This is a genomic window from Streptomyces sp. KPB2 (assembly GCF_003950055.1).
In the GTDB taxonomy this organism is placed as follows: Bacteria; Actinomycetota; Actinomycetes; order Streptomycetales; family Streptomycetaceae; genus Streptomyces; species Streptomyces salinarius.
This window is the reverse complement of sequence record NZ_CP034353.1, coordinates 513,339-526,671: the sequence shown is the minus strand read 5'-3', so window position 1 is coordinate 526,671 and position 13,333 is coordinate 513,339. Positions and strand designations below refer to the sequence as shown.

Here is a 13,333-nt window from a genome sequence, read left to right as displayed (position 1 = left end):
CGGCCCGGTGAACGGCACCGTGTGGTCCGTCCCTTCGAGTGTCCCGCCGCGCGGTCCGGGAAACGAGGGGGCGCACTCCGCATCGGAGCGGGGCGCCGACGCGAGGCGTGGAAGTGGGGGACCGGCGCAGGGCGCTCGCGCCCCGCGCACGCCCGGCTCACTCCTCCTCGTCGAGCAGCCCCAGCTCCGCCCAGATCGTCTTGCCCTCGGTCGTGTGCCGGCTGCCCCAGCGCTGGGTGAGCTGGGCCACGAGGAGCAGGCCGCGCCCGCCCTCGTCCCAGGTCCTGGCCCGGCGCAGGTGCGGCGCGGTGTGGCTGGTGTCGGAGACCTCGCAGATCAGCGTGGCCGTGTCGTGGATCAGCCGGAGCCGGATCGGCGGGGAGCCGTACCGGATGGCGTTGGTGACCAGCTCGCTCACGACCAGCTCGGCGGTGAACGTCGCCTCCAGCAGGTTCCAGTCGGAGAGCTGGTCGAGGACCTGCTTGCGTACCGGCGCGACCAGTGCCGGATCGGCGGGGATGTCCCAGGTGGCGACCTGTCCGGTGGGCAGTCCCCGGGTCCGGGCCAGCAGCAGGGCCACGTCGTCGGCGGCGCTGCCCGCGGGGAGCAGGGTGTGCAGGACGCGGTCGCAGGCGGCGTCCAGGGAATCGACGGGGGCGGCCAGCGCCTCGCGCAGCAGTGCCTGGCCGGCGTCGGTGTCCCGCTCCCGGCTCTCGACCAGGCCGTCGGTGTAGAGCGCCAGCACACTGCCCTCGCGCAGCTCCAGCTCGGCCGACTCGAACGGCAGCCCGCCCACCCCCAGCGGTGGCCCGGAGGGCAGCTCGACCTGCTCGGGCGGGCCGTCCGGCGGGATCAGCACCGGCGCCGGGTGGCCGGCCCGGGCCATGGAGCAGTGCCGCGACACCGGGTCGTACACCACGTACAGACATGTCGCGCCGACCTCGCCCGCCCGGTCGTCCCCGGACTCCTCGGACAGCCGCACCACCAGGTCGTCGAGGTGGGTGAGCAGCTCCTCGGGCGTCAGGTCGATGTCGGCGAGGGTGCGTACGGCGGTGCGCAGCCGGCCCATGGTGGCCGAGGCCGGGATGCCGTGGCCGACGACGTCCCCCACGACCATGGCGACCCGCATGCCGGACAGCGGGATGACGTCGAACCAGTCGCCGCCGACGCCCGAGCGGGCCGCCGGAAGGTAGCGGGAGGCCGCCTGCACCGCGGCGGTGGGCGGCAGCCACCGGGGCAGCAGGCTGCGCTGCAGGGTCAGCGTCGCCTCGCGCTCGCGCGAGTACCGGCGGGCGTTGTCGATGCAGACGGCGGCGCGGGCGCTGACCTCCTGGGCCAGCAGCACGTCGTCGTGGGTGAAGGGGTCGGGACGCCGGAACCGGGTGAAGACCGCGACCCCGAGGGTGGTGCCGCGGGCCTGCAACGGCACCGACATCGTGGAGTGGATGCCGTACTCCTCCACCCGCCGCAGGCGGACGGGGTCCCACCGCAGCCAGCGTTCGAGGTCGCCGTAGGCCACCGAGGCCACGATCGCCTGCCCCGAGAGCAGGCACTCGGCCTGGGGGGACCCGGCCGGATAGACGTCCAGGCGCCCGATCTCGGACACCGACTGCGGGCAGTCCTCGGTGACCGACCGGTGCGCCGTGCGGCGCAGGCCGACCGGCGGCTCGACCACGGCGGCGGGCTCACCGCCGTGCTCGTGCGGGTCCAGCAGGTCCACGCTGACGAAGTCGGCGAGCGGGGGCACGCACACGTCGGCCAGCTCCTGCGCCGTACGGGTGACGTCGAGGGTGGTGCCGATGCGCACACTGGCCTCGTTGACCAGTTGCAGCCGCTCGCGGGCGCGGTGCTGCTCCGTGAAGTCGTGGGCGCTGACACACACGCCGCGCACCCGGCCGTCGGCGTCGGTGAGCGGCGCGATCCGGGCGTTCCACGCGTGGGCGCGGCTCTCGCCGACCGCCCTGAGGCGGGTCTGCAGGTCGTGCCGGCGGCCGGTGGCCAGCACGCGCCGCATCTGGCGTTCCAGTTCCGCGTTCTGCGGCCGGTCGCCGAAGTCGGTGGCCCGCAGGCCGCGCAGGCGGTCGGGCGGGAGCCCCAGCAGCCCTGCCATGGCGTCGTTGACGCCGCGCAGCAGGAGCCGGTCGTCGAAGATCATGGTGGCGCAGGGCGACTGGGTGAGGGCGGCCCTGACCAGGGGGTCGTCCTCCGGTTCGGGACCGGATTCCAGCGGGGTGACGGCGAGCCACGTGGCCGGGGTGTCGTCCGCGGCCGGTCTGCGGTGCGCGAGCACCCACACCGACACGGTGTGTCCGTCGCGGTGCCGCAGGGCCAGGGTGCCGCTCCACCGGTCGTCCCCGCGCCCGGGAGGTGTGCCGTCGCGATCGCCGGCGAGCAGGTCGGCGGCGGGGCGCCCCACCACCTCGGAGGCCGGATGGCCGAGCAGCAGGCGGGCCCCCTCGTTCCACTCCCGCAAGGTGCCGGAGCCGTCGACGACGGCGCGGGCCGTGGCGGCATCGTCGAACGGGTTGACCGGACTCATCGTCGCCACTCCATTGCGCACACCCACAGTGATCAGCGCGTCACCTTGTTCCCAGCCTAGTGGGTTCGGGCCCGGTGCGGACCCGAACCCACCGGCCGCACGGAGACCGGCCGCCCCGCAGGTCACCGGACGGCCCGGGGGGCACAAGACAGAAAGTGCTTTCCGCGGCCTTGACGGGCGCGTATGGCTCGACGTCAGAATCTGTTTGTTCACGATCGCTTGTGAGTACTTCTGATGTTCTGTTGAGCCTCGACGCATTCTTGTGAGGGAGATCCGCCATGACGGTCACGCGCAGATCGGTTCTGATCGCCTCCGCCGCCACGCCCGCGGCCGGGATGGCGCTCGCGGCCCCGTCGGCGTGGGCCGCGGATGCGAGCGGCGGTTTCGCGGGGCGCGGCACCGTCGCCCTGCGCGACGGCTGGCGCTTCCGGCTGGTCGACCCCGACGGAGCGGCCGAGGACTCCACGGACGCCGCCGATCCCGCCCACGACGACTCGAAGTGGCGCGAGGTCGCCGTCCCGCACGACTGGAGCATCGAGCAGACGCCCACCACCGAGCACGGCACCACCAGTGGGACCGGCTTTCTGCCGGGCGGCCTCGGCTGGTACCGGTTCGCGTTCACGCTGCCGCGCGCGTTCACCGGGAAGCGGATCTCGGTCGAGTTCGACGGTGTGTACATGGACGCCCGCGTCCACTGCAACGGCCGGGAGGCCGGCCACCACCCCTACGGCTACACCGGCTTCGCCCTCGACCTCACCGACCTGGTGCACACCGACGGCCGCACCGAGAACGTCCTCGCGGTGCAGGTGCGCAACCGGCTGCCCAGCAGCCGCTGGTACTCCGGCAGCGGCATCTACCGCGAGGCCCGCCTCGTCGTCACCGAGCCGGTGCACGTACGGCGCTGGGGCACGTACGTCACCACGCCCCGGGTGGGCGAGGACAGCGCGGTCGTCCGGGTGGAGACGTCGGTCGTGAACGCCTCGGGCGCCGCGCGCGAGGTCGAGATCCGCTCGACGGTCGAGGACGCCGACGGGCGCACCGTGGCCCGCGCCGCCTCCACGGTGGACGTCACCGACGCGACGACCGGGACCCACGAGCTCACCGTCCGGCACCCGCGCCGGTGGGACTTCGCCGACCCGCACCGCTACACCCTGCACACCGAGCTGCGCGTCGGCGGCCGGACCGTCGACACGTACCGCACCCCCTTCGGCATCCGCACCTTCCACGTGGACCCCGACGAGGGATTCCACCTCAACGGCCGGTACGCCAAGATCAAGGGCGTCGACCTGCACCACGACCTGGGCGCGCTCGGCGCCGCCGTCAGCATCGACGCGATCCGCCGCCAGATGACCCTCATGAAGTCGATGGGCGTCAACGCCTTCCGCACCTCCCACAACCCGCCCTCGCCCGAGATGATCGAGGTCTGCGAGGAGATGGGCATCATCATGCTGGTGGAGGCCTTCGACTGCTGGCGCACCGGCAAGAACCGCTACGACTACGGCCGGTTCTTCGACGAGTGGTGCGAGCGGGACGCCACCGAGATGGTGCTCGCGGCCCGCAACTCGCCCGCCGTCGTCATGTGGTCCATCGGAAACGAGGTCCCCGACTCGACCGCCACCGCCGGGCTCGCCATGGCCGACCGGATCATCGACGCCATCCGCGCCGCCGACGCCACCCGCCCGATCGTCATCGGCTCCGACAAGTACCGCCGGCTGCCCGCCAAGGGCTCGGCGGCCGACCTGATGCTGGCCAAACTGGACGGGCTCGGCCTCAACTACAACACCGCCAAGTCGGTGGACGACCTGCACGCGGCCTATCCCCACCTGTTCCTCTTCGAGTCCGAGTCGTCCTCCGAGACCTCCACGCGCGGCACCTACCAGGAGCCCGAGCACCTGAACACCGGCGAGAACCACACCCCGGGCGGGCGGGCCACCTCGTCCTACGACAACAACCTCGCCTCCTGGACCATGAGCGGCGAGTACGGCCACAAGAAGGACCGGGACCGCCGGTGGTTCGCCGGGCAGTTCCTGTGGTCCGGCATCGACTACATCGGGGAGCCCACGCCGTACGACGTCTTCCCGGTGAAGGCGTCCTTCTTCGGCGCCGTCGACACGGCCGGCTTCCCGAAGGACATGTACCACCTGTTCCGCAGCCAGTGGACGGACGAGCCCATGGTCCACCTGCTGCCCACGACGTGGAACCACCGCGAGGGCGACACCGTCGAGGTCTGGGCGTACAGCAACGTCGACACCGTCGAGCTGTACCTGAACGGGACGTCGCTCGGCACCCGCCGCTTCGACCGGAAGAAGACCGTCGACGGCCGGACCTACCTGGAGACCACCGAGCCCACCGGCGACGACAAGACCTTCACCGACGGCCCCTACCCCGGCAGCTACACCAGTCCCAACGGCAGCGCGGGCAAGCTGCACCTGACCTGGAAGGTGCCCTTCGCGGCGGGCGAGCTGAAGGCCGTCGCCCGGCGCGGCGGCAGGACGGTGGCCACCGACGTCCTGCGCACCGCCGACACGCCCCACGCCCTGCGCCTCACTCCCGACCGCGAGAGCGTCGACGCGGACGGCCGCTCCCTCGTCTTCGTGACCGCCGAGGTGGTCGACCGGCACGGAGTCGTGGTGCCCGGCGCCGAGCACCTGATCTCCTTCGACGTCGCGGGCGGCTCGCTCGCCGGACTCGACAACGGCCGCCAGGAGAGCGCCGAGCGCTACCAGGCGAGCACCCGCACCGCCTTCCACGGCAAGGCGCTCGCGATCGTCCGGTCCGGCACCCGGCCGGGCACGGTACGGGTGACGGCCCGCGCGGACGGGCTGCGCACCGGCACGGCGACGGTCCGCGCCCGGCGGGCCGCGGACCGGGCGACCACGCCGGCCCCGGAGTTCCGCCCCGAGCACCCCGCTTCCGTGGACCACCCGCACGCGGACGCGAGCTACTCCGGGCGGCCCGACACCCTGCCCGCCGCCGTGCTGGACGGCGACCCGGCCACCGGCTGGTCCAACGGCTTCCACAAGGCGGCCACCGCGCTGCTGCCCGCCTTCGACGGGGCACGCCCCGAGGACTGGATCTCGGTCGACCACGGACGCACGCGCGGCTACGACCGGGTCGAGGTCTCCTTCACCGTGGACGACGGACACAGCCTGCCCGCCGCCGTCGAGGTCGCGGTCTGGGACGGCCGTGCCTGGCGTGCCGCCAAGGGGACGCGGACCGGCTGGGCCACCGCGTCCGACGCGCCCACGGTCATCACCTTCGACCGGCTGCGCGGCTCCCGCATCCGCCTCACGTTCACCAGCCGCCACCCCGGCGAGCCGCGGGGAGCGATCCGGGTGAGCCGGCTGGAGACGCCCGCCGCCTGAGCCGCCGCACCACCACGCTCCGGACGGGACCGGTGGGGAAACCGGTCCCGTCCGAACCGTTGACGGCATGTCATGTCTGCCACAAGCATGTCCTGCGACCGCATTTGGGAGCGCTCCCATTTCCATGGTGGGCGCCACCTCCCCCGAGGAGCCCGGACGTGAAAAGACGCAGAACCGCGCTCGTCTCCCTGACGGCCCTGCTGGCGGCGGCCGTCACCGCGCTGCCCGCCGCCCCGGCCGGCGCCGAGGAGACCGAGCAGGTCAGGAACGGCACCTTCGACAACGGCACCGACTCCTGGTGGACGAGCAGCAACGTCACCGCGGCCGTGACCGACGGCCGGCTGTGCGCCGACGCCCCCGGCGGCACCACCAACCGCTGGGACGCCGCCCTCGGCCAGAACGACGTCACCCTGGTGGCGGGGGAGTCGTACAAGTTCTCCTTCACCGCCACCGGCACGCCCGCCGACCACGTGGTCCGGGCGATCGTCGGTCTGTCGGTGTCCCCGTACGACACCTACTACGAGATCAGCCCGCAGCTGAGCGTCTCCGGCAACACCTACTCGTACACCTTCACCTCGCCCGTCGACACGACCCAGGGCCAGGTCGGCTTCCAGTTGGGCGGCACGCCGGACGCCTGGCGGTTCTGCGTGGACGACGTGTCCCTGCTGGGCGGCGTCGCGCCCGAGCCGTACGTGCCGGACACCGGGCCGCGGGTGCGGGTCAACCAGGTCGCCTACCTGCCCTCCGGCCCGAAGAACGCCACCCTCGTCACCGACGCGACCTCGCGTCTGCGCTGGCAGCTGAAGAACGACGGCGGACGGGTCGTCGCCCACGGCTGGAGCAGACCGCGCGGCGTCGACGCCTCGTCCGGACAGAACGTCCACTCGATCGACTTCGGCCGCTACAAGAAGCGCGGCGAGGGCTACACGCTCGTCGCCGACGGCGAGACCAGCCGTCCGTTCGACATCGGGACGGCCGCCTACGAGCGGCTGCGCCTGGACTCGGCGAAGTACTACTACACCCAGCGCAGCGGCATCGCCATCAGCGACGAACTCCGCCCGGGCTACGGCCGCCCGGCCGGCCACGTGGGCACGGCACCCAACCAGGGCGACACCGAGGTGCCCTGTCAGCCGGGCGTGTGCGACTACACCCTCGACGTCTCCGGCGGCTGGTACGACGCGGGCGACCACGGCAAGTACGTCGTCAACGGCGGCATCTCCACCTGGGAGCTGCTCAGCACCTACGAGCGCTCGCTGCACGCCCGCACCGGGGAACCGCGCAAGCTGGGCGACGGCTCGCTCGACATCCCCGAGAGCGGCAACCGGGTGCCGGACATTCTCGACGAGGCCCGCTGGGAGCTGGAGTTCCTGCTGAAGATGCAGGTGCCGGACGGGCAGCCGCTGGCCGGAATGGCCCACCACAAGATCCACGACGAGCAGTGGACCGGGCTGCCGCTGCTGCCGAGCGACGATCCGCAAAAGCGCGAACTGCACCCGCCGACCACCGCCGCGACCCTCAACCTCGCGGCCTCGGCCGCCCAGGCCGCCCGCCTGTACCGCCCCTACGACCGGGAGTTCGCCGCGAAGGCGCTCGACGCGGCCCGTACCGCCTGGAAGGCGGCGCTCGCCCACCCGGACCTGCTCGCCGACGAGAACGACGGCATCGGCGGCGGCGCCTACCCCGACGCCAAGGTCGCCGACGACTTCTACTGGGCCGCGGCCGAGCTGTACCTGACGACGGGGGAGCGGGACTTCAAGGAGTACGTGCTGAAGTCCCCGGTGCACACCGCCGACATCTTCGGGCCGATCAGCTTCGACTGGGCGAGCACCGCCGTCCCCGCCCGCCTCGACCTGGCGACCGTCCCCAGCCGCCTCCCCGGCCGGGACCAGGTCCGCCGCTCCGTCGTCCGGGGCGCCGACGGCTACCTGGCCACCCTGAAGGCGCACCCGTACGGCATGCCCTACGCCCCCGCCGGCAACGTGTACGACTGGGGCTCCAGCCACCAGATCCTGAACAACGCGGTCGTCATCGCCACCGCCTACGACATCACCGGCGGCTCCAAGTACCGTGACGGCGCCGTCCAGAGCATGGACTACATCCTCGGCCGCAACGCGCTGAACATGTCGTACGTCACCGGATACGGCGAGGTCAACGCGCACAACCAGCACAGCCGCTGGTACGCCCACCAGCTCGACCCGGCGCTGCCCGCCCCGCCCGACGGCACCCTGTCCGGCGGCCCGAACTCGAGCATCCAGGACCCCTACGCACAGAGCAAACTCCAGGGCTGCGTCGGTCAGTTCTGCTACATCGACGACATCCAGTCCTGGTCGACCAACGAGCACACCATCAACTGGAACGCCGCGCTGGCCCGCATGGCCTCCTTCGTGGCGGACCAGGGCTGACCCGCCGGCCCCGCCGGCTCCAGGCCGAGGGCCGCGCCGCTTCCGCAGCAGAAAAGCGGAATGCCGGTGCGGCCCTCTTGGCATGCCGGGATTCTGACCTTCTTTCAAAGGCGGCCGAGGTTGCCCGGTCGCCTTGTTGACCATGAGTGGTTTGTGCGAGAGTGAAGCACCCGTGCGGGGGGTAAAGGCCGGGTCTCGCACGCGCTTTGACGGGCCGGGTCCGATTTCGCCATGGCGAATTCACGCCTTCCGCGCCTCGCCCAAGAGGTACACACCACTCCGTGGGTCCTTTTCGGCGATCCGAACTTCTGAGTCACCTGCGCGTGGGAAGGAAACATCTCAGTGCCCACCCCCCACCCCCCTCGGCCCGCGTACCCGCCCTCGGGCGGGGACCCCGGGGAGTCCGACGAGCTGCTGGCCGCACGGCTGCGGGACGGTCCGCAGAGCGAGGCGCCCCGGATCGCCGCGCTGCTGATGGCCCGCCACTGGCAGCCCGCGCACGACTACTCGACCATCTGCCTGGCCACGTCGGCCGAGGTCACCGGCATGGTCACCGCCGCCGCCTGGCACCGGGTGCTGGCGCGGCTCGCCCAGGGCGAACCGGCCACCGCGCTGCGCCCGCTGCTGCTGGTCGCCGTGCGCGACACGGTCCGGCAGTGGTCCGCCGACGACGCGATATCCGGCGTCCTGCCGCAGTTGCTCAAACCCGCCGGCGGACGCGGTATGCGGGCGGCGAAGTCCCTGACCCCGGAAAACCGCACGCTGGCCGCCCGCGCATTCGCCTCTCTTCCCGGACCGGCCCGGTGTTTGCTGTGGCACACGGAGGTCGAAGGAGAGTCGATAAGTGTCCCGGCCGGTCTGCTCGGCATGGATACCGACACCGCGTCGGCCACTCTCGAACAGGCGCGTGAGAAATTCCGCGAAGGTTGTCTGCACGCCCACAGGCAGCTCGCGCCGAGTCAGGAGTGCCGCTTCCAGAGCCGGCTGCTCGACGTCCCGATCCGCCGGGGCGGCGCCCTGTTGCCGGACGTCCGCAAGCATCTGGCGGACTGCCGTCACTGCCGGCACGCCGCCGACCAACTCGGTCACTTCGAACGCGAGTTGGGCACCCTGATCGCCGAGGCGGTGCTCGGCTGGGGCGCCCGGCGCTATCTCGACTCCCGTCCGGGGCGCGCGACGCTGGGCGCACTGGCCAAGGGCGCCGCCCGGCACCGCGGCTCACGCCCCGGACTGCTGGGCCGGCTCCCCGTACCCGTGCGCCGGACGCCGGGCCGGCCGCGCTCGGGGCGGTCGGTGCTGCGGCAGTTCGGCGCGGCCTCCGCCGGAGTGCTGGCCGTCGTACTGGTGGTGAGCGTGTGGTCCTACGACGGGGACGGCGCCGATCCGGCCGCCTCCACCAGCGCCGTCGACGGCAAGGGCGAGACGTCCGCGACGAGCCGCCCGAAACCGCCCGGCACCGCCGGGATGCCCACGTCCGCCGACCGCACGCGGCTGCGCAACGTCGCCGCGGACCTCTGCCTCGACGTGCGCGGCGAGCCCAGGGCCGGAGCGGGCGCCCGGCTGGCGAAGTGCTCCGAGGCGTGGACCCAGCAGTGGACCCACGAGGACGACGGACTGCTGCGCAGCGTCGCCGACCCGGGCCTGTGCCTGGACTCGCGGGCGGACGCCGGAGTCGTCGTTCTCGGTACCTGCGCCGACGAGGGCACCGAGCGGGGCGACGACGTGCGCTACGACCTCACCGAGGAGGGGGAGCTGGTGCCGCGCGGGCAGAAACTGCTCGCGCTCGCCACCACCACCCGGGCGCCGGACGCCGACGTCGTCGTCAAGGTGCACGACGGGTCCGACGACCAGCGCTGGCGCACCGAACCGGTACCGGCGGCGGAGGGCTCCCTGTCGATCGACCGCACCGACGCGCCGGGCGCGCGAGCCGTGGACCTGTCCGCCGGCTGACGGAACCGGCACACTCCTGGGGGACGGCGGCGTCGCCGTCCCCTCACGCCGGGTCCTCGACGAGGTCGGCGGGGCCCGGCGTGGCCGGGGAGGCGTGCCCGGACAGGGCCAGCGTGAGGTCGAGTTCGGCGAGCAGGCAGCGGATCACGTGCTCGACGCCGGCCTGTCCGTCCAGGCCGAGGCCATAGACGTAGGGGCGGCCCAGGAGCACCGCCTCCGCACCGAGCGCGAGAGCCTTGAAGACGTCGTCGCCGGTGCGGACTCCGCTGTCGAACAGCACGGTGAGCCGGTCGCCGACCGCCTCCATCACGCGCGGCAGGGCGTCGGCCGCCGCGACGGAACCGGCCACCTGCCGGCCGCCGTGGTTGGAGACGACCACGCCGTCCATCCCGGCGTCGGCGGCGAGCCGGGCGTCGTCCGGGTGCAGGACGCCCTTGAGGACGATCGGACCGTCCCAGTTCTCCCGCAGGAACGCCAGGTCCGGCCACGACTTGGCGGGATCGGAGAACATGCCGACGAAATGCATCACCGCCGCGTTCGGGTCCTCGTGCACGGGCTTGGCCAGACCGGCCCGGAAGGCGGGGTCCGAGAAGTAGTTGGCGGTGCCCACCCCGTGCAGGAACGGCAGGTACGCCTGGTCGAGATCGCGCGGGCGCCAGGACAGCAGGGGCGTGTCCAGCGTGACGAACAGCGCCGTGTATCCGGCTGCCCGGGCGCGGTTCAGGAAGCTGCGCGCCACCTCACGGTCCTTCGGCCAGTACAGCTGGAACCAGCGCTCGGCGTCGCCCATCGCCTCCGCGACCTGCTCCATGGGCGTGCTGGAGGCGGAGGACAGGATGTACGGCACGCCCTGCGCGGCCGCGGCCCGGGCGGCGGCGGGCTCCGCGTCGGGATGCATGATCGACAGGACGCCGACCGGTGCCAGCGCCAGCGGGGCGGGCAGGTCGCGGCCCAGCACCTCGACGCTCAGGTCGCGCTCGTGCACGTCGCGCAGCATGCGCGGGACGATCCGGCGCCGGGTCAGCGCCGCCCGGTTGGCGCGGGCGGTGCTGCCGTCCCCCGCGCTGCCCGCCACGTATCCGAAGGGGCCTGGGCCGAGGCGCCGCTCGGTGAGCTCCTCCAGCCGGGTCAGGTCGGTGGGCAGTCGCGGAACCGCGCCCGTCATGCCGTTCAGGTAGATCTCGTACTGGAAGTCCGCCCAGTGCTTCGGCATCCCACGTCCGCCTCTCGTCGTCGAGCTCGCGCTGCGGGCACCATACCCGGCGGTATGCGGGGGGTGGCCGTCAGGGGCGGCGGGGCTGTTTCAGGGGTGTTTCAGGCCTATTGGCGAACGAGCGGATCACGCCATTCGGCCAGTTCTGCTCTCGATAATCGATCAAGAAACGCCCAGTTCCGGACTTGGAACGTTCTAACTCCGTAACTTCACGCCACTGATTGAATACCCAAGGTTACCGAAATCCGTGGGGTCGAGATGAGTTTCGGTGCCGGACTCGGCAGACTCGCGCTCGCCGTTCCGGCACCGACCGAGCCGGGCCGGCACCACCCTCGAAACGAGCGGAAGGATGCACACAATGCGGAACACCGCGCGCTGGGCAGCGACTCTGGGCCTGACGGCCACCGCCGTCTGCGGGCCCCTCGCCGGGGCCTCCCTCGCCTCCCCGGCCACCGCCCCCGCGTCGCTCTACGCCCCCTCGGCCCTGGTGCTGACCGTGGGGCACGGAGAGAGCGCTGCCACCGCCGCACCCCTGCGCGCGGTCACCCTGACCTGCGCCCCGACCGCCTCCGGTACCCACCCGGCGGCCGACGCGGCCTGCGCCGAACTGCGCGCCGCGCACGGGGACCCGAGCGCCCTGGCCGCCGACGACGCCGTGATGTGCACCCGGGAGTACGCCCCCGTGGTCGTCACCGTGGACGGGGTCTGGCAGGGCCGGCGCCTCTCCTACGAACGCACCTTCGCCAACGAGTGCGTGAAGAACGCGGGCAGCGCGAGCGTCTTCACGTTCTGAGGGACCGGGACCGCCGGAACCGTGCGGCGTGACCGGCTGCTCGCTACTGGGGAGTGCGAGCGGCCGCCGTACGGGTCCCGCGGGCCCGCACCGGGGACGGCGGACGGAGTGGGGCCGTCCGCCGTCCTCCCGGTTCGCGACGCTTCCGGTCCGCACCGCACCGCCGGTCACTCCGTCCCGGGCCGCCCCTCACCGGTCCCGGACGACCGGGCGCGGTGGCTGGTGTCGCACCAGGGGTAGCGCCGGCTGCGACGGCACGTGCACAGCGCCACCCGGAAGCGGTCGGAGGACACCGTCGTCCCGTCCTCCAGCTCCACCTCCACCGGCCCTTCCACCAGCATCGGTCCCCGGCGCTGGACCTTGATCCGGCGCGGGGCGTCCGCCGGGCGCGGCTCACCGGCCGGGCGCGGGGCGTCAGACGGGGAGTTCGGCACGGACCACCACCAGCTCCTCCTCGTGCTCGGCCCCGGACAGCAGCCCGTGCTGCCGCAGCCAGCGCTCCCGGCCGCGCACCACGGGACCGAACGCGATCCGCCGCCGCCGGGTCACCGCGGCCTTCAGACCCGCCTCGCGCAGCAGCGCCTCGGTCCTCGCCGGGTCGCTGAGCGCCGACTGCACCAGCAGCAGTACGCCGCCGGGGCGCAGCAGCCCCGGCACCTCCAGGCAGATCCGGTCCAGGACCATACGGCCGTCGCGGCCCGCGTCCCAGGCCCGGGCGGCACCCCGCGGCCGGCGGCCGCCGGCCGGCGCCGGCACGTACGGCGGGTTGGCCAGCACCAGGTCGAACCGCTGACCGCGGACGGGAGTGAAGAGATTGCCGTGCCGGACGCGGATCCGCACCCCGGCCCGGGCCGCGTTGAGCCGCGCGGCCCACACCGCGCGCCACGACACGTCCACCGCGGTCACCCGGCCGCCCCGCAGCGCCGCCGCCAGGGCGAGCGCGCCCGTGCCGGTGCCCACGTCGAGCACGGCCGCGCCCGGTGGGAGCGACTCGTCGGACAGCGCCCCGACCAGCAGGGCGGTGTCCTCCTGAGGGGCGTACACGCCCGGTAGCACCATGAAATTCACGGA

Annotated in this window: 8 protein-coding genes; 4 read left to right on the top strand and 4 right to left on the bottom strand. The window is 73.0% G+C overall.

Features of this window, described 5'->3' with window-relative positions; translation table 11 throughout:
* Positions 1–157: 157 nt before the first annotated feature.
* Complete coding sequence (locus D1J63_RS02355) at positions 158–2,539, bottom strand: SpoIIE family protein phosphatase (RefSeq protein ID WP_164712689.1); 2,382 nt, start codon at positions 2,537–2,539, stop codon at positions 158–160.
* A gap of 278 nt (positions 2,540–2,817) precedes the next feature.
* Between D1J63_RS02355 and D1J63_RS02350 the strand changes: the two genes are divergently transcribed.
* The 3 genes from D1J63_RS02350 (at position 2,818) to D1J63_RS02340 (ending at position 10,256) form a co-directional block, all read left to right on the top strand.
* A complete protein-coding gene (locus D1J63_RS02350) occupies positions 2,818–5,904 on the top strand; it encodes a glycoside hydrolase family 2 TIM barrel-domain containing protein (RefSeq protein WP_125627499.1) in 3,087 nt (1,028 codons plus the stop codon).
* 158 nt (positions 5,905–6,062) lie between these two features.
* Complete coding sequence (locus tag D1J63_RS02345) at positions 6,063–8,306, top strand: cellulase (RefSeq protein ID WP_125627498.1); 2,244 nt, start codon at positions 6,063–6,065, stop codon at positions 8,304–8,306.
* A gap of 342 nt (positions 8,307–8,648) precedes the next feature.
* Entirely contained in the window at positions 8,649–10,256 is a 1,608-nt protein-coding gene (locus tag D1J63_RS02340) for an RICIN domain-containing protein (protein ID WP_102930643.1), read from the top strand.
* Positions 10,257–10,299: 43 nt separating this feature from the next.
* Here the strand turns inward: D1J63_RS02340 and D1J63_RS02335 are convergent, their stop codons facing one another.
* The gene (locus tag D1J63_RS02335) at positions 10,300–11,469 is read right to left on the bottom strand and encodes a lactate 2-monooxygenase (protein WP_125627497.1); all 1,170 of its coding nucleotides are present in this window, start codon (positions 11,467–11,469) and stop codon (positions 10,300–10,302) included.
* Positions 11,470–11,827: 358 nt separating this feature from the next.
* Here D1J63_RS02335 and D1J63_RS02330 point away from each other — a divergent pair, with 358 nt between their 5' ends.
* On the top strand, positions 11,828–12,262 hold the full coding sequence (locus tag D1J63_RS02330; RefSeq protein ID WP_061440834.1) for a protease inhibitor: 435 nt from the start codon (positions 11,828–11,830) through the stop codon (positions 12,260–12,262).
* Between the two features lie 167 nt (positions 12,263–12,429).
* Here D1J63_RS02330 and D1J63_RS02325 read toward each other — a convergent pair whose 3' ends face one another.
* Together D1J63_RS02325 and D1J63_RS02320 are read right to left on the bottom strand one after the other, a co-directional pair.
* Entirely contained in the window at positions 12,430–12,696 is a 267-nt protein-coding gene (locus D1J63_RS02325) for a CDGSH iron-sulfur domain-containing protein (protein ID WP_176152842.1), read from the bottom strand.
* Complete coding sequence (locus D1J63_RS02320) at positions 12,677–13,321, bottom strand: HemK2/MTQ2 family protein methyltransferase (protein WP_176152841.1); 645 nt, start codon at positions 13,319–13,321, stop codon at positions 12,677–12,679. The genes D1J63_RS02325 and D1J63_RS02320 overlap by 20 nt, the downstream gene beginning before the upstream one ends.
* Between the last annotated feature and the right edge of the window lie 12 nt (positions 13,322–13,333).